At 70.4% G+C, this 17,589-nt stretch carries 20 protein-coding genes; 10 read left to right on the forward strand and 10 right to left on the reverse strand.

Annotated elements, in window-relative coordinates; all coding sequences use genetic code 11:
- The 3 genes from Q5716_RS11970 to Q5716_RS11980 form a co-directional block, all read left to right on the forward strand.
- On the forward strand, positions 1 to 438 hold a 438-nt coding region (locus Q5716_RS11970; RefSeq protein WP_305003376.1), incomplete at its 5' end, for an HNH endonuclease signature motif containing protein.
- A 187-nt stretch (positions 439 to 625) separates the two neighbouring features.
- Complete coding sequence (locus Q5716_RS11975) at positions 626 to 1,834, forward strand: sensor histidine kinase (protein ID WP_305003377.1); 1,209 nt, start codon at positions 626 to 628, stop codon at positions 1,832 to 1,834.
- Complete coding sequence (locus tag Q5716_RS11980; protein ID WP_305003378.1) at positions 1,831 to 2,484, forward strand: response regulator; 654 nt, start codon at positions 1,831 to 1,833, stop codon at positions 2,482 to 2,484. Before Q5716_RS11975 ends, Q5716_RS11980 begins: the two co-directional genes overlap by 4 nt.
- Here the strand turns inward: Q5716_RS11980 and Q5716_RS11985 are convergent.
- From Q5716_RS11985 to Q5716_RS12000, 4 genes are read right to left on the reverse strand one after another with little or no spacing between them, the layout of a single operon-like run.
- Positions 2,481 to 3,665, reverse strand: a complete 1,185-nt coding sequence (locus tag Q5716_RS11985; RefSeq protein ID WP_305003379.1) for a low temperature requirement protein A — start codon at positions 3,663 to 3,665, stop codon at positions 2,481 to 2,483. The genes Q5716_RS11980 and Q5716_RS11985 overlap by 4 nt on opposite strands.
- Positions 3,662 to 5,059, reverse strand: a complete 1,398-nt coding sequence (lpdA, locus tag Q5716_RS11990) for a dihydrolipoyl dehydrogenase (RefSeq protein ID WP_305003380.1) — start codon at positions 5,057 to 5,059, stop codon at positions 3,662 to 3,664. The genes Q5716_RS11985 and lpdA overlap by 4 nt, the downstream gene beginning before the upstream one ends.
- Before the next feature lie 3 nt (positions 5,060 to 5,062).
- On the reverse strand, positions 5,063 to 5,722 hold the full coding sequence (locus Q5716_RS11995; RefSeq protein ID WP_305003381.1) for a nuclear transport factor 2 family protein: 660 nt from the start codon (positions 5,720 to 5,722) through the stop codon (positions 5,063 to 5,065).
- Positions 5,723 to 5,742: 20 nt separating this feature from the next.
- Positions 5,743 to 6,678, reverse strand: a complete 936-nt coding sequence (locus tag Q5716_RS12000; RefSeq protein WP_305003382.1) for an NADP-dependent oxidoreductase — start codon at positions 6,676 to 6,678, stop codon at positions 5,743 to 5,745.
- A gap of 69 nt (positions 6,679 to 6,747) precedes the next feature.
- Between Q5716_RS12000 and Q5716_RS12005 the strand changes: the two genes are divergently transcribed.
- Positions 6,748 to 7,698, forward strand: coding sequence for a GlxA family transcriptional regulator (locus Q5716_RS12005; protein ID WP_305003383.1), 951 nt, complete (start codon positions 6,748 to 6,750; stop codon positions 7,696 to 7,698).
- 10 nt (positions 7,699 to 7,708) lie between these two features.
- Here the strand turns inward: Q5716_RS12005 and Q5716_RS12010 are convergent, their stop codons facing one another.
- Both Q5716_RS12010 and Q5716_RS12015 read right to left on the reverse strand, forming a co-directional pair.
- Positions 7,709 to 8,629 (reverse strand): ion transporter, encoded by a 921-nt coding sequence (locus Q5716_RS12010; protein WP_305003384.1) that lies wholly within the window; start codon positions 8,627 to 8,629, stop codon positions 7,709 to 7,711.
- A gap of 21 nt (positions 8,630 to 8,650) precedes the next feature.
- Positions 8,651 to 9,259 carry a PadR family transcriptional regulator gene (locus Q5716_RS12015; protein ID WP_305003385.1) on the reverse strand — a complete coding sequence of 203 codons (609 nt, stop codon included), beginning with the start codon at positions 9,257 to 9,259 and terminating at the stop codon, positions 8,651 to 8,653.
- 78 nt (positions 9,260 to 9,337) lie between these two features.
- Here Q5716_RS12015 and Q5716_RS12020 point away from each other — a divergent pair, with 78 nt between their 5' ends.
- From Q5716_RS12020 to Q5716_RS12030, 3 genes are read left to right on the forward strand one after another with little or no spacing between them, the layout of a single operon-like run.
- Positions 9,338 to 10,507 carry an FAD-dependent oxidoreductase gene (locus Q5716_RS12020; protein ID WP_305003386.1) on the forward strand — a complete coding sequence of 390 codons (1,170 nt, stop codon included), beginning with the start codon at positions 9,338 to 9,340 and terminating at the stop codon, positions 10,505 to 10,507.
- A 21-nt stretch (positions 10,508 to 10,528) separates the two neighbouring features.
- Entirely contained in the window at positions 10,529 to 10,810 is a 282-nt protein-coding gene (locus Q5716_RS12025; protein WP_305003387.1) for an ArsR/SmtB family transcription factor, read from the forward strand.
- Positions 10,807 to 11,193: a VOC family protein gene (locus Q5716_RS12030; RefSeq protein ID WP_305003388.1), complete on the forward strand. Its 387-nt coding sequence runs from the start codon at positions 10,807 to 10,809 to the stop codon at positions 11,191 to 11,193. Before Q5716_RS12025 ends, Q5716_RS12030 begins: the two co-directional genes overlap by 4 nt.
- Here Q5716_RS12030 and Q5716_RS12035 read toward each other — a convergent pair.
- The 3 genes from Q5716_RS12035 to Q5716_RS12045 are packed head-to-tail and all read right to left on the reverse strand — an operon-like array spanning position 11,190 to position 13,707.
- Positions 11,190 to 11,786, reverse strand: a complete 597-nt coding sequence (locus tag Q5716_RS12035; RefSeq protein ID WP_305003389.1) for a dihydrofolate reductase family protein — start codon at positions 11,784 to 11,786, stop codon at positions 11,190 to 11,192. The genes Q5716_RS12030 and Q5716_RS12035 overlap by 4 nt on opposite strands.
- Complete coding sequence (locus Q5716_RS12040) at positions 11,783 to 13,180, reverse strand: MFS transporter (protein WP_434056614.1); 1,398 nt, start codon at positions 13,178 to 13,180, stop codon at positions 11,783 to 11,785. The genes Q5716_RS12035 and Q5716_RS12040 overlap by 4 nt, the downstream gene beginning before the upstream one ends.
- Before the next feature lie 41 nt (positions 13,181 to 13,221).
- Positions 13,222 to 13,707 carry an ATP-dependent zinc protease family protein gene (locus Q5716_RS12045; RefSeq protein WP_305003390.1) on the reverse strand — a complete coding sequence of 162 codons (486 nt, stop codon included), beginning with the start codon at positions 13,705 to 13,707 and terminating at the stop codon, positions 13,222 to 13,224.
- A 26-nt stretch (positions 13,708 to 13,733) separates the two neighbouring features.
- Here Q5716_RS12045 and Q5716_RS12050 point away from each other — a divergent pair, with 26 nt between their 5' ends.
- Together Q5716_RS12050 and Q5716_RS12055 are read left to right on the forward strand one after the other, a co-directional pair.
- Positions 13,734 to 14,924 (forward strand): RimK family alpha-L-glutamate ligase, encoded by a 1,191-nt coding sequence (locus Q5716_RS12050; RefSeq protein WP_305003391.1) that lies wholly within the window; start codon positions 13,734 to 13,736, stop codon positions 14,922 to 14,924.
- Positions 14,925 to 14,928: 4 nt separating this feature from the next.
- On the forward strand, positions 14,929 to 15,819 hold the full coding sequence (locus Q5716_RS12055; RefSeq protein WP_305003392.1) for a DMT family transporter: 891 nt from the start codon (positions 14,929 to 14,931) through the stop codon (positions 15,817 to 15,819).
- A gap of 23 nt (positions 15,820 to 15,842) precedes the next feature.
- On the opposite strand, the gene Q5716_RS12060 is transcribed toward Q5716_RS12055, so the two are convergent.
- Entirely contained in the window at positions 15,843 to 16,784 is a 942-nt protein-coding gene (locus tag Q5716_RS12060; protein ID WP_305003393.1) for a lysylphosphatidylglycerol synthase domain-containing protein, read from the reverse strand.
- A 17-nt stretch (positions 16,785 to 16,801) separates the two neighbouring features.
- On the opposite strand from Q5716_RS12060, the gene Q5716_RS12065 reads away from it, so the two are divergent.
- Positions 16,802 to 17,584 (forward strand): polyprenol monophosphomannose synthase, encoded by a 783-nt coding sequence (locus Q5716_RS12065; protein WP_305003394.1) that lies wholly within the window; start codon positions 16,802 to 16,804, stop codon positions 17,582 to 17,584.
- Positions 17,585 to 17,589: the final 5 nt, after the last annotated feature.

Below are 17,589 nucleotides of genomic sequence, written 5' to 3' on the forward strand. Positions count from 1 at the left end.
CAAGCCGCCGACCTCAAGCACGGCACCGGGTTCTCCTACCTCGAAGGACAGACCGCGTTCCTGTCCACCGCCACCGCGCAGCGCCTCGCCTGCGACACCGGCTGGCTGCCCGTCCTCGTCAACGGCACCACCCCCATCGACGTCGGCAACACCCAGAGACTTCACACCCCCCGACAACGCATCGCCGCCACCTCACACTGGAACGGCTGCCCCTGGGGCGACTGCGACCGACCACCCACCATGACCGAAATGCACCACATCGAAGCCTGGGATGGCACCAACACCACCCTCGACAACGGCATCCCCCTCTGCCGCTTCCACCACATGCAACTCCACAACAACCACTGGCACATCCACCAACAACCCCACGGACTCACCGCCATCTCCCCCACCGGAGACGAAGTACCCCTCCGACCCAAAAGCCCATTCACGCAGTAGAGACTCGCCCGCTCCCTCGCTCGGATCATCCTCGAGTACCAGGGCACCGGCACCCCCGCCGGATGCCCGCAACGCTCAGCCTCCCTACCGTTGAGGCATGATCGCCGCACACCCGCAGGGGGCAACCCCACAGGGAGCAACCCCACAGCCGCAGGGAGAATGGACCCGTGCTCACCGAGGTCTCGCCATGATCGGCCGGACCGGCCTGCGCCCCCTCGACCTGGTCCTCGGCGCCGCGGTCCTCGTGATCGGCATCGCCCGGATCGCGATGACCCTGTACTTCTCCCCCGTCGTGCCGTTCCTCATCGCACTCGGCATGGCGGTGGCCGTCACCCTCCACCGACGCGCACCCGCCGTCGCCCTCGCGCTCGTCTGGGCCACCGCGATCCTGCAGGTCGTCGACGGTCGCGACATCGCACTCGTCCAGCTCGCCGCCGTCATCGTCGCCTACGGCACGAGCCGCTACGGCAGCACCCCCACGCTCATCGCGAGCGTCGCATCCATCCCCGTCGGCGGAGTCGCCGCCGTGCTCTACGCCGCGTTCTGGGGGCCGTCGATCATCCAGGACTCCGGGCTCGCCGATCTGCTGCGCTTCCTGACGTCGGGCTCCGACATCGCCTTCTACGACAACCCTCTCGCCGGACTCGCCGTCGGCTTCGTGCTCGTCGCCGCCCTCCTCGGTGCACCGTGGTCACTCGGCCTGGTGCTGCGTCTCCGCGAACGGAGCCGCGCCGCCGAACGCGAGCTCGAAGTCGCCGAGGAGGAGACGGCGCAAGCCCAGCAGCTCGCCACGGTGCGCGCCGAGCAGGCGCGGCTGGCCCGAGACGTCCACGACGTCGTCGGCCACTCCCTCGCCGTCATCGTCGCCCAGGCCGACTCCGCCCGCGCACTCCCTGATGACGAGATCGCGGGCATCCGCACCGCCATGGCGAACATCGCCGACACCGCACGACGGTCCCTGCGCGACGTGCGCACCGTGCTGTCCGACGACGCCGGCCGAGCGGGCACCACCGCGACCGACGACCTCGCCTCCCTCATCGCCGGCGTCCGCAGCGGCGGCACCGACGTCGCGGTCGAGGAACTCGGGATGCCCCGGCCCCTGCCACCCGAGCTCGCGGTCGTCGCCTACCGCACCCTTCAGGAGCTGCTCACGAACGCCCTCAAGCACGGCGTCCCCGCCGACGGCATCGGCGTCGCCCTCGACTGGCGCGACGACCTCGCGATCGTCGTGCGCAACACCGCCGCCCCCGAACCGGGCCCCGGCGGTGGCAGCGGGCTCGACGGCGTCCGCGACCGACTCGCCGCAGTCGGCGGCACCCTCGAGACCCGCTCCGACGGGGAGGATTGGGTGGCGACCGCACACGTGCCGGTCCGGCCGGAGGGGGCGACCGCGTGATCAGAGTGCTGCTCGTCGACGACCAGGAACTGTTCCGCTCCGGCGTCGCCGTGACCCTCGGCCACGAATCCGACCTGGAGGTCGTCGGTCAGGCCGCTAACGGTCGCGAAGCCGTGCGCCTCGTCGCCGAGACCCGACCCGACGTCGTCCTCATGGACATCCGGATGCCCGAGCTCGACGGAGTCGAAGCCACCCGCCAGATCTTCGCCCCGGATGCCGCCGCCCGCCGCACGTCCCCGGTGCGGGTCATCGTGCTCACGACCTTCACCCTCGACGACCGCGCCGCGACAGCAATCCGCTACGGCGCGAGCGGGTTCCTGCTGAAGGATGCCGCCCCGGAGCTGCTGACCGCCGCCATCCGCACCGTCCACTCCGGCACCGCCGTGCTCGCGCCCGACGACCTGTCGGTACTGCTCGGCTCGACGCTCCGCGAGAGCACCCCGCCGCCCGCCCAGTTCGGCCTTCTCACGGAGAAGGAGCGCGAGGTGCTGCTCGAGATCGCGGGTGGCCTGAGCAACGCGGAGCTCGCAGCGAAGCTGTACCTCAGCGAGTCCACGATCAAGACCCACGTGGGCAGCATCCTGCGCAAGCTCGGGCTTCGCGACCGCGTGCAGGTCGTCGTGTTCGCCTACGAGCACGGACTCGTCTAGCTCGACTTGCTCGACTCCCGCGGCCCGATCGACGGCACGAGCGCTTCGACGGCGACGATCAGCACGCCGAGCCCGACGGCGAGCGCGAGGGTGACGACCGGCGGCTGCCCCGCGCACAGCACCACCACGGGCACAACCGTTGCGACTGTGAGGACCCTCGCGAGCAGCCACCGCCCGGTCGCGATCCGCCAGATCACGACCGTCGCGGTGAGGAACACGGCGAGTCCGCCCCAGAGCGCCGCAGCGCCACGAAGACCCAGCGGCTCGTGCTCGGTGATGTGCCCCAGCACGATCTCGATCCCCAGCGCGATGAGCACAATGCCCGCGACGATCGGGAGGTGCAGATCGGTGTAGGCGAGGTTGCCGAGTCGCACCCGGCGCGCCCCGTCCCGCGACGCGAGAACCCTCTCGACCCCCGGAACGAACCCGTCGAAGTACAGCCACCAGACGAGAACGGCACCACCGATCGCGACGAGCGCGGCGACGAGTCCCGCTGGCCCGGCCTCCCGCAGTCCGGCGCCGATGGAGATGATGGACTCGCCGATCGCGAGGATGACGATGAGCGAGTAGCGCTCCGCCCAGTGCACCGCCGAGCCGAGCCGCCACGCCCCGCCGCGTCGCGAACTGAGGATGATGAGCGCCGCGTCGACCACCCACGCGGCGATCCACAGCCACGACTGCGCAGTCCCTCCGAGCACAGCACCGGCGAAGAGCAGCACGAACGCGGGCGGCAGGGAAGCCGCATTGGTCCGCAAAACCTGGCGGCGCAGTTCCGGCTGGCCGTGAGCGGCGAGCATGAAGAGCACGACGTGCACGAGCCGCACCACGAGGTACGCGCTGACGAGCAGCACTCGGGGCGCGACCTCGGCCCCGAAGGCGTCGGGGATGCTCACCGCGACGACGAACACAGCCGCGGTCGCAACCGCGAGCCCGAGCCGCATCACTCCCCGGTCCATCCGCACCTGGTTCGCGAGCCACGTGTACGTCGACCACGAGAGCCAGAGGATGCCGAGCACCGTGAGTCCGTGCGCGACTCCCCACACCCCGCGCTCGTGGAGCATGAGCTCCGTGACCCGCGTGAAGGCGAATACGAACACGAGGTCGAAGAACAGCTCGAACTGGGTGACGCGGTGGCCGTCGCCCGCTGGAGCGATACCGCGCAGAGTGCGCCCGGCGATCACAGGTTGATCATCTCGCCCGACAGCCCGTGGAACGCTTCCTGGAGCGCCTCGCCGAGCGTCGGGTGCGTGTGGATGTTCCGCGCGAGCTCCGCCGCGGTCAGGTCCCACTTCTGCGCGAGGGTGAGTTCGGGCAAGAGCTCGGAGACGTCGGCGCCGATGAGGTGTCCACCGAGGAGCTCGCCGAAGCGGGCATCCGCGACGAGCTTGACGAAGCCGCCGGCATCGCCGATCCCTTGCGCCTTGCCGTTGGCCTGGAACGGGAACACCGCCACCCGCACCTCGTGCCCCTCGTCGACCGCCTGCCGCTCGGTCAGACCGAACGACGCGACCTGCGGCTGCGCGAAGGTGACCCGGGGCATCATCCGGTAGTCGCCGAGCGTCATCGTCTCGACGCCCGCGATCGTCTCCGCCGCGACAACGCCCTGAGCCTCGGCGACGTGGGCGAGCTGCAGCTTCGCCGTGACGTCGCCGATGGCGAACAGGTGCGGCACGGACGTGCGCATGGTCTCGTCGATCTCGATCGCCCCACGCTCGGTGAGGGCGACACCGGTCCGCTCGAGGCCGAACCCGGTGACCCGGGGGGCGAAGCCGACGCAGACGAGCACCCGGTCGGCGGTGAGCTGGGATGCTGCACCGTCCGCTCCCGTGACCGCTACGGTCACCGCGTTCCCCGAGTCCGTCACCGACTCGACCCTCGTCGAGGTGAGCAGCTGAACCCCGAGCCTCCGGTAGCGGCGGGCGAGCTCCGCGGAGACATCCGGGTCCTCCTGCGGCAGCACGCGGTCGAGGTACTCGACGATGGTCACCTCCACCCCGTACGCGCGCAGCACGTACGCGAACTCGACACCGATGGCGCCACCGCCGATGATCACGATCGAGCGGGGCAGCTCCCGCTCGAGGATCTGCGTCTCGTAGGTGACGACGTTCTCGCTGAGCTCCACCCTGGGCGGCAGCCGCACGGTGGAGCCGGTCGCGATGATGGCGTTGTCGAACTCGACGACCTCGGTTCCGCCCGCGGTGAGCTCGACCTCCAGCCGATGGTCGTCGAGGAAGCGGCCCGTGCCGTCGAACTCGGTGATGCCGTTCTTGCGCATCAGGTAGTGCACGCCTTTGGCCCGGCCCTCGGCGACCTCACGGCTGCGATCGACGGCCACCCCGTAGTCCAGCGCCACCTCGCCGGAGATGCCGTACTTCCCCCGCTCCGAGGTGAGCAGGTGCGCGATCTCCGCGTTGCGCAGCAGCGCCTTCGACGGGATGCACCCGACATTCAGGCACACCCCGCCCCAGTACTGCCTCTCGATGACGGCGACGGACTTGCCCAGCTGCGCGGCCCGGACGGCCGCGACGTAGCCGCCGGGGCCGGCACCGAGCACCGCGACATCGACCCGGACCACGGGTCAGAACACCCCGTTGCCGTGCGGGAGCTCGGCGGGGATGAGCGAGATGAGCGTCCAGTGCTCGGCGATGCGCCCGTCGGAGACCCGCCACAGGTCGTTGACGATGGCGGGGGCATCCCCGGCCGTTCCTTCGCCGCGCGTGAACACGAGATCGCCGTCCGCGACGACCTGGTGCACGGTTCCGCGCGAGTAGGGGCCGGCGGCACCGAGCGCCGGTGCGTGCTCGACGAGGTCGCCCGTCGGCCCGGCGAGCGCGACGCGGCGGCTCTCCTCGGCGTCGACGTCCGTGGCAGCGGCGGTCGGTCCATCGACGGCCGCGCGCGGGTCGGCGCTCGAGGAGGGGGCGAGCGCATCCCAGTGCTCGACGATGCGGCCGTCGGCGACCCGCCAGACGTCGAATCCGACGACCGGCCCCGGCCCGTACCCGTAGTAGAGCCCGTGGGTGACGACGAGGTCGCCGTCGGCGATCGACCGCACGAGCTCGTAGCGGAAGGCCTCCGGCAGGTTCGCCATGAGTCCCCGGATGCCGTCGAGCCCATCCACCCCGAGGGCGGAGTGCTGCACGTACACGGGCCCGAAGAAGTCGTCGATGGCCGAGGGATCCTTCTCCCCGAAGAGCCGAGTGACGGCGGCGACGACGGTCTGCTGAGCGGTGGTCATGGGTGTTCCTTTCGCGGGGCTCACGCGACGGTGAGCACGACTTTGCCGGGGGCGTGCGGCCCGGTGTGGGCCTGCGCCGCGTCGGCGAGGGGGTATGTTGCGGAGATCGTGGGGCGCAGTGCGCGAGCGGCGGCGAGGTCGGCGAGCGCGGTCATCCCGAGCCGGTCCGCTTCGACGAAGAGCCCGGCGACGCGGACGCCGAGCTCGGCGGCGACGGGCGCGAGCGCGGGCAGCGATTGCGGCAGCGTGACGACGAGGATGCCCCCCGGCCGCAGCACGCGCAGCGCCCGGAGCGAGTTCTCCTCGCCGACGACCTCGAGCACCACGTCCGCGTCGGAGATCTGCGTTGCGAAGTCCGCGGACCGGTAGTCGACGGCGCGGTGGGCGCCGAGCGCGAGCACGTGGTCGATCGTCGCCGCGGAGGTGACAGCAGTCACCTCGGCGCCGAGGTGCGCGGCGATCTGCACGGCGAGGTGGCCGACGCCGCCCGCGGCTCCGGTGATGACGACGCGGTCGCCCGGCCCGACGTGGGCGGTGTCGACGAGCGCCTGCCACGCGGTGAGTCCGGCGAGCGGCAGCGCGGCGGCCCGCACGTGGTCGAGCACGGCCGGCTTGGGCACGAGAGCGCGGGCGGGGGCGACGACGAACTCGGCGTACGCGCCGGCGCCGCGCGGGAAGGGGAGCAGCCCGAACACCTCGTCACCGGGACGGTGCACGGTGACCCCCGGGCCGACGGCGGCGATCTCGCCAGAGACATCCCACCCGAGCACGAACGGGGGCTGTCCGCTGAAGACGCCGCGCTGACGGTTCATGTGGTCGGCGGGGTTGACCCCGGCAGCGTGGACCCGCACGAGCACTTCGCCGATCCCAGGAGTGGGCCGCGGCACGGTGCCGAGGTGCAGCAGCTCGGGCCCGCCCACCGAATCCTGCACGACAGCCGTCATCGTCTCGCTCACGGTTCCACGCTAGGCAGCACCGCACGACGGGCCAATGACTCGTTCGTCACCTTTCGATACAATTGCGCCATGACTGCTCACCGCGTCGTCGTGCTCGCCCAGGAGGGCGCCTACCCGTTCGAGCTCGGCATCCCTGCTCGGATCTTCGGTGCCACGGACGGCGCCTACGACGTTCAGTTGACGACCCCGACCGGCGGCGCGATCACGACGAACGCGGGCTTCTCGGTGGTTCCGGCGGTCGGCCCCGACGTGCTCCGCACCGCGGACACCGTCATCGTCGCCCCCGTCGACCCGTACCAGCTGCGGCCGTCGCTGACCGCCGAGATGGAGGCCGCACTCGCGCTCGTGCGACCGGATGCCCGGCTCGTGTCCATCTGCACCGGGAGCTTCACGCTCGCCGCGGCGGGACTCCTCGTCGGACGCACCGCCGCCACCCACTGGCAGTGCGCGCCCCTGTTCCGCGACTGGTACCCCGACGTGGAGCTCGACGAGAACGTGCTGTTCAGCGGCGACAGCTCGCTCGTCACCTCCGCCGGCGCGGCATCCGGCATCGACTTGTGCCTGCACCTCATCCGCGAGGACCACGGCGTCGAGCTCGCGACGCTCGCCGCCCGCCGCTGCGTCGTCGCCCCGCACCGCGAGGGCGGTCAGGCCCAGTTCATCGAGCGACCGATCCCGGATGCCCCGGACCTGTCGACCTCGGCCACTCGGGCCTGGGCGCTCGAGCGCCTCGCCGACGACCTCACCATCCCGCGGCTCGCCCAGCACGCCCACATGAGCGAGCGGACGTTCGTGCGTCGCTTCCGCGCCGACACGGGCCTCGCCGTGCGCGAGTGGCTGACGCAGCAGCGGCTCGTCGCCGCCCGGCGTCTCCTCGAGACCACCGAGCTGGGCATCGACTCGGTCGCCGCGGAGGTCGGCTACGCGACGGCGACCTCGCTACGCCGCCACCTCGCCACCCACCTCGGGGTCTCCCCCACCACCTACCGGCGCTCGCACCGGGTCCGCGACGCGGCCTGAGGCTCGCGGGCTACCCCGCGGTGAGCCGATCGAGCTCCTCCCGGATCCGCCGCAAGTGGTCGGGCGACACCTTGTACCCGGCCTCGAGCTCGGCGATGCGGGTGCGGAGCGCCTCGAGCTCGGCCTCGTGCTCGGTGGGCGCGGCATCCCGGGCCGCATCCTTGCCGACCTCCTCGCGAGCCTGATCCATCGCGGTGAGCACGATGCCGATGAGCACGTTGAGCACGGTGAAGACGATGAAGAACATGTAGGTGAGGAAGTACAGCAGCGCGAACGGCGTCACGTCGAGCCCGCTGAGGAAGGTGTCGGGGAAGTTCTCGAGCGTGAGCATGACCGTGAGCGTGAGCATCGCCGTGCCGATGTTGCCCCACCGCTCGGGGTCGGCCGCACCGAACAGGTACACGCCCGCCATCCCGTAGATGAACATGAGGAAGCCGATGAGCACGGCGAGGTTCGCGAGCGGCGCGACCGACTTGATCATCGAGAGCATGAGGATGCGCGCCTCCGGCAGGAAGCGGAAGATGCGCAGGATGCGCAGCAGCCGCACGAGCCGGAAGATCACGGTGCCGTTGTTGAGGAACGGGATCGCCACGACCACCACGAAGTCGAACACGTTCCACGGGTTGCGGAAGAACATCCACGGCTTCGTGCCGTACGAGACGATGCGCAGCACGAGCTCGGCGGTGTAGAAGATGATCGCGACCTGGTCGATGATCTGGGCGACGCGAGCCGCCCCCGGGTCGAGGTCGGCGAAGGTCAGCATCGCGAGCGAGACGGCATTGGCGAGGATGACCGCGATGACGACGATCTCGAAGGCGTTGCCGTACAGGATGCGCGCCAACCAGGCGATCCGGTAGGCGGGCAGCTCCACTTCGGTGCTGCTGAAGAGGCCGGGGCGAACCTGCGACGACGGGGACTCGGGCGTGCTCATGCCGAGAGATTAGCGGGAACGCTACTCGGCTGCGCCCTCGAGTTCTGCGGCGATCTGCTCGATCCACTCGCGGCTCCAGGTGAGCTCCCCGGAGCGCACCCGCGCGAGCAGACCGTCGACCTGGTCGAGGTCGGCGTCGAGGAGCGCGACGCGGTAGCGCTCGTCGAGTTGGAACAGGTCGGGCAGCCCGATCTCCTGGCCCGCGGCGAGGCCGTCGAGTAGGGCGGCGCGCTCGGACTCGAGCAGTGCGCGACGGGCGGCAAGGGCATCCGCGACCTCCGACGGCGTCGCGAGCATGGCGAACGAGAGGGCCGCGGTGAAGCCGATGCGCTCGGATGACGCGAGGTAGTGCAGCAGCGCGGCCCGGGCCTCGGCCTCCCCCGCCGCCGTCACCCGGTACACCGTGCGCTCGGGGCGCCGACTGTCTCGCTCGGTGGCGTGCACCTCGACGAAGCCGGCGCGGCCGAGCCTCTCGAGCACGGGGTAGAGCGATGCGCGGGTGGGAACCGCGACGATCTCGGTCTTGCCGCGCTCCTGCAGCACGCGGAAGAGCGCATACACGTGAAGAGGCCGCTCGGCGAGGGTGGCGAGCACGACGAACGCGAGGGGGGAGCGTCGGTCGGCGGCCATGAGGCCAGGATAGTTGCATGCGGCATTAGTTGATGTTTTACTAATCGCTCATTGACCAAGAGCAACGAAGGAGCAACCATGACCGCGATCATCATCGGCGGCGGAATCGCGGGCACGGCGACCGCCCTCGCCCTGCACCGCGCCGGAATCGAATCGGCGATCTACGAGTCCCGACCGACCGCCTCCACCGGCGTCGGGTCGTTCCTCACCCTCGCCGTGAACGGCGTCGCCGTGCTCGACGAGCTCGGAGTGCGGCCGCTCGCGAGCATCCCGACCCCGCGCATGCGGCTCGCGCTCGGCAACGGCGACGTGCTCACCGAGTTCCCGATGGGCGAGGGCACCCTCTCGGTGCGGCGCTCCGAACTGTACGACGCGCTGCTCGAGGCCGTCGCGGATGCCGGCATCCCGGTGCACTACTCGAAGCAGATCGTGGACCTCGAGACGTCGCCCACCCGGAGCACCGCGCACTTCGCGGACGGCACGAGCGCGAGCGGGTCGCTGCTCGTGGGAGCCGACGGCATCGGATCTCGCGTGCGGTCGCTCCTCGATCCGCGAGCGCCGCGCGCCCGCTACCTCGGCCTCCTCAACACCGGCGGCTTCTCGAGCGGTGTCGAGGTGCCGACGGAGCCCGGGGTCATGCACATGATGTTCGGCCGGGACACGTTCTTCTCGTGGCTCGCCTCGGGCGACGGCGAGGTGTGGTGGTTCGCGAACCCCGCCGAGCGGCACGAGCCCGACCGCGCGAGGCTCGCGGAGATGACGAGCGAGTACTGGCGCTCGCGACTGCTCGATCTCGTGCACCGCGACGACCCGGTCGCCACTCGCGTGCTCGAAGCCAGCGACGAAATCACTCCGGCGTGGGCGATGCACGACTTCCCCGACGTCCCGGTCTGGCACCGCGGGTCGGCGGTGGTCGTCGGCGACGCCGCGCACGCGGCATCCCCGTCGTCCGGCCAGGGGGCGTCGATGGCTCTCGAGGACGGGCTCGCCCTCGGGATGCTCGTCGCCGGCACGCCGGATGCTCCCACCGCTCTCGCCCGTTTCGAGGCACTCCGCCGCCCGCGCGTCGACCGGGTCATCGCGCAAGGCAAGGCGAGCAGCGCGGGGAAGGCGCCGGGGCCCTTCCGACCGCTGCGGGATGCGATGCTGCGCTGGTACTTCGGCAAGCCGCGCCCGGCCACCGATACCGCGTGGCTGTGGGACTACCGCGTCGCCGATGACGTGCGGGGGGCCTTGACAGGCAAGTAATGACTTGCCTATTGTCGACTCGTGGTCGACGTCTTCCACGCCCTGAGCGACAGCACCCGCCGCGCGATCCTCGACGAACTCGTCGATCGCGACGAGCAGACCCTCTTCGAGATCTGTACCCGGCTGGCGATGAAGCACGGGCTCACCTCGAGCCGCCAAGCCATCTCGCAGCACCTCGACGTGCTCGAGCGGGCCGGCCTCGTGGTGACGGAGAAGCGCGGTCGCTACAAGTTCCACACGTTCGACCCCGCACCGCTCGCGCAGATCGCCGAGCGCTGGCCCCTTCCGAAGGAGACCCCATGAAGATCTCGGCAATGTCGATCTTCGTCGATGACCAGCAGAAGGCCCTCGCCTTCTACACCGACGTGCTCGGCTTCGTGCCGATCGCGAACATGCCGCTCGGCGAGCACAGCTGGATCACCGTCGCCTCGCCGGAGGCGCCCGAGGGCACCCAGATCTCCCTCGAGCCGAAGGACCACCCCGCGGTGCGCCCGTTCACCGAGGCGCTCGTCGGCGACGGCATCCCCTGGACATCGTTCGGCGTCGACGACGTGCAGGCCGAGTACGACCGGCTCGTGAGCTCGGGGGTCGTCTTCACCCAGGCGCCGACGACCATGGGGCCGGTGACGACGGCCGTCTTCGACGACACCGTCGGCAATCTCATCCAGATCGCCGCGATGAACTAGCGCGCGTACTGCGGCGGGCGCCCCGTCGGCCGGTAGACCGACAGCACGATCCCGCTCGGAGTGACTCGCGACGAGTGCAGGTCGAGTGCGGCATCCGGTCCTGCCGGCGGGAAGAGCCGCTCGCCCTGCCCCACGACCACGGGGAGCGTCATGAGCTCGAGCTGGTCGACGAGGCGGTGGGCGAGGAGCCAGCGCACGAGCATCCCGCTGCCGGGCACGACGAGGTCGCCGTCGCCCTTCGCCTTCAGCCACTGGATCCGGGATGCCACGTCCCCATCGAGCACGGTGGTACCGGTCCACGACGGTTCCGTGAGCGTCGTCGAGGCGACGTAGCGCGGAGCCGCGCGGAGGGCGTCGGCGATGGGGCCCTCCTGGTGCGGCCAGTAGTCCGCCCAGATGTCGTAGGTCACGCGGCCGAGGAGGAACGCGGCGGCCTCCGAGTAGGTGCGCACGATGTACTCGCCCGACTCCTCGTCGCCGATCGGAAGCGACCATCCGCCCCGGGTGAACCCGCCGCGCGTGTCCTCGGCGGCGCCTCCCGGACCCTGCATGACCCCGTCGAGCGAGACCATCGTCGTCGTGACGAGCCTCACGCGGCCACCTCCTCGACGGGCTTCACCGACTCCTCGTTATCGGCGTACTGCGCCGAGATGCGCCGGTACGACTTCGTGAGGAACGCGAGAGCCGCCGCGACGACCATGACGAGCCCGCCGACGAGGAAGACGAGCGCGATCCCGCGCGCCTGCCCCTCCCCGAGCAGCCAGCCCCACGACTGCTGGCCCGCGTCGGAGTTCATGTAGGGGATGATCACGAACTCCGCGATCGGGGCGATGAGGAACGCGGTGATGGGTGCCGCCGCCGACTCGAACGCCTGCGCGAACCCGAAGACGCGGCCCTGCGTACGGAACGGCACGACCTTCTGGATGACTGTCTGCTCGGCCGCCTCGACCGCCGGGATGATGGTCATGTACAGGAAGATGCCGACCACGTAGAGCAGCCACCACTCGCGGATCGTGAACATCGCCCCGAGGAATCCCATCACCATGACGAGCAGCAGCATGGTGCGGATCGGGTTGCGGCCGAGGCCGAACTTCGCGATGAGCAGGCCGCCCACGATGAAGCCGGTCGACGAGATGCCGAGCACGACTCCCCAGATCTCCACCGGGAACAGCTCGAGTCCGTACGGGTCCATGAGCGCCATGTAGACGCCGCCGATGAGGTTGTTGAACGTCGAGAAGACGATGAGGGCGAAGAGCCCGGTGACTGCGCGCACCGCGGTGATGCTGCCGCGCAGGTCGAGGAAGGGCGCTCGCTCGGCGACGTGCGGCTTCTCCTCGGGGATGCGCAGGAACAGAAGGTGCACGAGGGCGAGTGCGGTCAGGACGATCGCGATGAGGAGGGTCCAGCCCATCCCGAGCAGTCCGACGGAGAGTCCCGAGAAGATGCTTGTCACGAGGAACGCGATGCCCTGCACGGTGCCGACGAGGCCGTTCGCGTTCGCGTGGCGCTCGACCGGCACGAGCAGCGTGACCGTCGTCGAGAGCGCGATGTTGCGCATGTTCTCGATGACGCCGCCGAACAGGATGATGCCCGAGAACAGCCAGAACCACGGACCCCCGAGGTCGAGCAGCGCCTCCTCCGGGAACACCAGGTACAGCCCGCCCGCGATCGAGAATGCGACGAGGGTGACGGTGCCGGCGAACAGCATCGCCGCGTGCTTGCGGTGCCGGTCGACGATCGTGCCGAAGACCATCGAGAAGAGCGCGACGAACAGCATGTACGCGCCGCCGATGATGCCCGTCGCGAGTACCGAGCGGGTCTCGAGGTACACCCAGAAGGTCAGTGCCCACCACAGGTAGCTCGTCGTGATGTTCGCGAGCGCCGTGTTGACGAGCACCTGCAGGAAGGTGCGCATGCCGTCGGCGGGAGGGGTGTGGGCGGGGCTTTCGGGGGCGGTGGTGGCAGGGGTGGCGTCATCGGTCGTCATCGTGAATCCACTCTATGTGGACAGCGTTTACATGTCGAGCGCTACAGGGACGGCTTGCCCCGGTTCCGCCGCCTCATCTCCTTCGGCGCCCGCTCACCGAGGAACGACCGACCCGAGGCCACCACGAAGCCGTGCCGCAGCGCCTCACGACCGATGAGCATGCGGAAGCCCATCGCGTCGCGGTTCGTGAGCGTCACCTCCGCCGTGAGCTCGCGGTCGACGAGGATGACCCGCATGAGCACCACGAAGCGCTCCTGCACGTGCCCCGACGAGCTGCGCACCCGCCGCCGATCGTGGATCGGGAGCTCGACGACGACCTCGTCCTCGTACGACTCCTGCCACGGGCGCACCCGGAAGCGCACCCAGTCCTCGCCCTCGCGATCGAACTGCTTGATCTTGTAGGCGTGCAGCGACGACGTGCGCGCCCCGGTGTCGAGCTTCGCCTTGATCCAGGGGATGCCGACATCCGGCAGCTGCACCCATTCTCGCCAGCCCGCGAGGGTGTTTGAATGGGGTGTCCTACTCACCGCTCCATCTTGGCAGGGCCTCCCCCATGAAACTCGCGATCCTGTCGCGCGCGCCTCGCGCCTACTCGACGCTGCGCCTGCGCGCGGCGGCCGAGCAGCGCGGACACCTCGTCCGCGTCCTCAACACCCTGCGCTTCGGCATCGACCTGACGGGGGATGAGCCGGACCTGCAGTACCGCGGCAAGCGCCTCAGCGACTACGACGCGATCCTCCCGCGCATCGGCAACTCGATCACCTACTTCGGCACCGCCGTCGTCCGCCAGTTCGAGCAGATGGACGTGTACACGCCCAACACCGCCAACGGCATCTCCAATGCTCGCGACAAGCTGCGCGCCACCCAGATCCTCTCGCGGCACAACATCGGGATGCCCGCCACGACGTTCGTGCGCAACCGGGCCGACGTCCGACCCGCCATCGAGCGGGTCGGTGGCGCCCCCGTCGTCATCAAGCTGCTCGAGGGCACCCAGGGGATCGGAGTCATCCTCGCCCCCGAGGTGAAGGTCGCCGAGGCGATCATCGAGACACTGCAGTCGACGAACCAGAACGTGCTCATCCAGCGCTTCGTCAGTGAGAGCCGCGGCCGGGACATCCGTGCCCTCGTCGTGGGCGACCGCGTCGTCGCCGCGATGCGCCGCACCGCGAAGGGCGACGAGTTCCGGTCGAACGTGCACCGCGGCGGCTCCGTCGAAGCCGTGGCACTGCCCGCCGAGTACGAGCAGGCCGCCGTGCGCTCGGCGCAGATCATGGGCCTGCGGGTCGCGGGCGTCGACATGCTCGAGGGCGCGGACGGCCCGCTCGTGATGGAAGTCAACTCCTCGCCCGGGCTCGAGGGCATCGAGACGGCTACCCAGCTCGACGTCGCCGGTGCGATCGTCGACTACATCGCCGGGCAGGTCGCGTTCCCCGAGATCGACGTGCGCCAGCGCCTCAGCGTCTCGACCGGCTACGGCGTCGCCGAGCTCCTCGTGCACAACAACGGCGACTTCGTCGGCCAGAAGCTCGGCGACACGAACCTCGCCGAGCGCGACATCACCGTGCTCACCGTCCACCGCGGTGCCACCGTCATCCCGAACCCGAAGCGCAGCACCGTGCTCGAGGCGGGCGACCGACTGCTGTGCTTCGGAAAGCTCGAGGAGATGCGCTCCATGATCCCGGAGCGGCGCCGGCGGCGGGCGAAGGTGCGCAAACTGCCTGCCGAAGCACTGCCGACGGACTAGCGGCGTGCTCACCGTGCTCCTGGGGCTGGGTACAGCCCTCGTCTTCGGTGCTGCCGACTTCTTCGGCGGTCTCGCCGCCAAGCGCATGAGCGCGCTGCTCACCACAGCCGTGTCGGCTCTCGCCGGGCTCGTGGCGGTGGCGCTCATCGGGCTGCCGCTGCTCGGCGGCGCATGGTCGACCGAGGCGGTGTGGCTCGGCATCCTGTCCGGCGTGGTCGGGGCCACCGCGATCGCGTTGCTGTACGCGTGCCTCGCGATCGGGCCGATGAGCATCCTCTCGCCGCTCACCGCCGTCGTCAGCGCGATCGTGCCGCTCACCGTCGGCCTGATCGGCGGCGAGCGCCTCGGCCCCCTCGGCTACGTCGCCCTCGCCCTCGCTCTCGTCGCGATCGTGCTCGTCGGCTACACACCGCCCGGGTCGGGGGATCTCGTGCGGGGGGCGGTGCGGCCGAGCCTGCGCGCGCTGCTCATGGCCGTCGCATCCGGTGCCGCGATCGGGGCGTTCCTCATCATCATCGACGCGACACCCGATGACTCGGGGATGCTCCCGCTCGTGTTCAACCGGGCCACGAGCTCGGTGCTCATGTTCGCCGCCGTCGCCGTCGTGGCCATCGCCGCCTGGCGGCGCGGCACGGGGGCTGCCGCGAGTACGCGGGCCACGCGCGCGGGCATCCTCATCGCCGTCGTCTGCGGCGTGCTCGACGTCACCGCCAACGCGGGAGTGCTCCTCGGCGTCCGGCTCGGCGACCTGTCCATCGTCGCCGTGCTCACCGCGCTGTACCCGGCGGGCACGATCATCCTCGCCGCGGTCGTGCTCAAGGAGCGCATCGCGGTGCTGCAGTACGTCGGGCTCGCGTTAGCCATCGGCGCGGCCGCGCTCCTCGCCCTCGCCTGATCCGCGAGTTGCGGGCAGGCGCGTCACTCGTACTCGCTCGTCGCCTCGTCACGCGCGCGCAACCGACGCCGCATCAGGAGCACCACGACGACGGCGATCCCCGCGAGCAGGAGGTCGCCCGCGGTGAACATCGCGCGCGACACGAGAGCGAGGGCCGAGGCATCCGCGAGGGGCACGATCGACACGAGCACGGCGATCACCACGAACTCGCGCACCCCCACCCCCGACGGCAGCACGAACGCGATGAGGCTCGCCGTGAACCCGAGGCTCAGCGCCGCGCCGAGCATGATGACGCTGAGCGGGGTGGCGGGGGCGAACTCGACCGCGAGCAACTGAAGGTGCACCCCGTAGAGCACGTACGAGACGAGCGACCAGGCGACCGCGACGAGGATCGTGCGGAACCGCACCCGGTGCTCGAGGGCGGGTCGCCGGAACACCTTGAGCACGAGGTTCGACAGCCACGTCATCACGCGCGGATGCAGGCACACGAGCCCGATCGGCAGCAGCAGGTACAGCCAGCCGAACGCCGCGTGCTGCGCCGCCAGCTCCGGAACGATCGACAGGCCGAGGACGAGGGATGCCACGACCCCGATGCCCGCCGCATACAGCGCAGTCACGAGCACTCGAGCCCTCGCGACCCCGTACTGGCGCCCGAGCTCCATCTGCATGACGTACGCCCACACCGACCCGGGCACGTACTTGCCGAGCTGACCCACGAGCATGATCTGCGCGCCGCGCGGCAGGGGCACCACGTGCCCGAGCCCGTTCAGCAACGTCACCCAGCTGAGCACGTTGGCGAGCATCCCCAGCAGCAGCGCGACGCTCGACAGCACGATCGCGCCGACCGGGATCGCCCGGATGACCTCGGCGATGTCACTCCACTGCCGGGCGAAGAACGCCACCGCGAAACCGACGACGACCACGAGGAGCACGTAGCGGACGACGGTCACCGCGCGCGCTTTCACTGGGCTACCCTAACCCGGTGGCCTCTGGGAGAACGCTCGTGATCGTCCCGACGTTCGACGAGCGCGAGAGCATCCAGGTCATCCTCCCGCGAGTGCTCGCGACCGGGGTCGACGTGCTCGTCGTCGACGACTCGAGCCCCGACGGCACGGGCGCTGTCGTCGCCTCGTTGGCCGCCTCCGAGCCGCGGCTCTCGCTGCTCACCCGCACATCGAAGGACGGCATCGGGCCCGCGTACCTCGCCGGCTTCGCGTGGGGTCTCGAGCGCGGCTACGACGTGCTCGTCGAGCTCGACGCCGACGGCTCGCACCCGCCCGAGGACATCCCGAGGCTGCTCGCCGAGCTCGCCGACCCCGCGGTCGGCGGTGTCATCGGGTCGCGCTGGGTGCCCGGCGGTCGGGTGGTCGGCTGGCCGCTGTACCGCCGGCTGATCAGCCGAGGCGGCAGTTGGTACGCGCGCGGAATGCTCGGGCTGGGGGTCCGCGACGTGACGGCGGGTTTCCGCGCCTACCGCGCCTCCGTGCTGCGCGCCGTGCACCTCGAGGACGTCGAGTCGCACGGCTACTGCTTCCAGATCGACATGACCCGGCGCATCGCGGGTGCGGGCTACCGGCTCGTGGAGGTACCGATCGTGTTCCGCGACCGGGAGCTCGGCGAGTCGAAGATGTCGGGCGCGATCGTGGTGGAGGCGATGCTCAAGGTGACGGGCTGGGGCGCGCTGGAGCTATGGGCGAAGGCCATTTCTGGCCTTCGCCGCGACGCCAGCGCCGACCGCCGTCCCGGCGGTCGGTTTCCGAAGTAGCTTTC

This window comes from Antiquaquibacter soli (genome assembly GCF_030580675.1).
Lineage (GTDB): Bacteria > Actinomycetota > Actinomycetes > Actinomycetales > Microbacteriaceae > Rhodoglobus > Rhodoglobus soli.

What these genes read in the sequence shown, in the direction of transcription:
- Q5716_RS12040 (WP_434056614.1), bottom strand. Translation starts at nt 13,180, where the DNA reads ATGACGACCGATGACGCCACCCCTGCCACCACCGCCCCCGAAAGCCCC.
- Q5716_RS11975 (WP_305003377.1), top strand. Translation starts at nt 626, where the DNA reads ATGATCGGCCGGACCGGCCTGCGCCCCCTCGACCTGGTCCTCGGCGCC.
- Q5716_RS12015 (WP_305003385.1), bottom strand. Translation starts at nt 9,259, where the DNA reads ATGGCCGCCGACCGACGCTCCCCCCTCGCGTTCGTCGTGCTCGCCACC.
- Q5716_RS12030 (WP_305003388.1), top strand. Translation starts at nt 10,807, where the DNA reads ATGAAGATCTCGGCAATGTCGATCTTCGTCGATGACCAGCAGAAGGCC.
- Q5716_RS12005 (WP_305003383.1), top strand. Translation starts at nt 6,748, where the DNA reads ATGACTGCTCACCGCGTCGTCGTGCTCGCCCAGGAGGGCGCCTACCCG.
- Q5716_RS12050 (WP_305003391.1), top strand. Translation starts at nt 13,734, where the DNA reads ATGAAACTCGCGATCCTGTCGCGCGCGCCTCGCGCCTACTCGACGCTG.
- Q5716_RS12020 (WP_305003386.1), top strand. Translation starts at nt 9,338, where the DNA reads ATGACCGCGATCATCATCGGCGGCGGAATCGCGGGCACGGCGACCGCC.
- Q5716_RS12010 (WP_305003384.1), bottom strand. Translation starts at nt 8,629, where the DNA reads ATGAGCACGCCCGAGTCCCCGTCGTCGCAGGTTCGCCCCGGCCTCTTC.
- Q5716_RS11995 (WP_305003381.1), bottom strand. Translation starts at nt 5,722, where the DNA reads ATGACCACCGCTCAGCAGACCGTCGTCGCCGCCGTCACTCGGCTCTTC.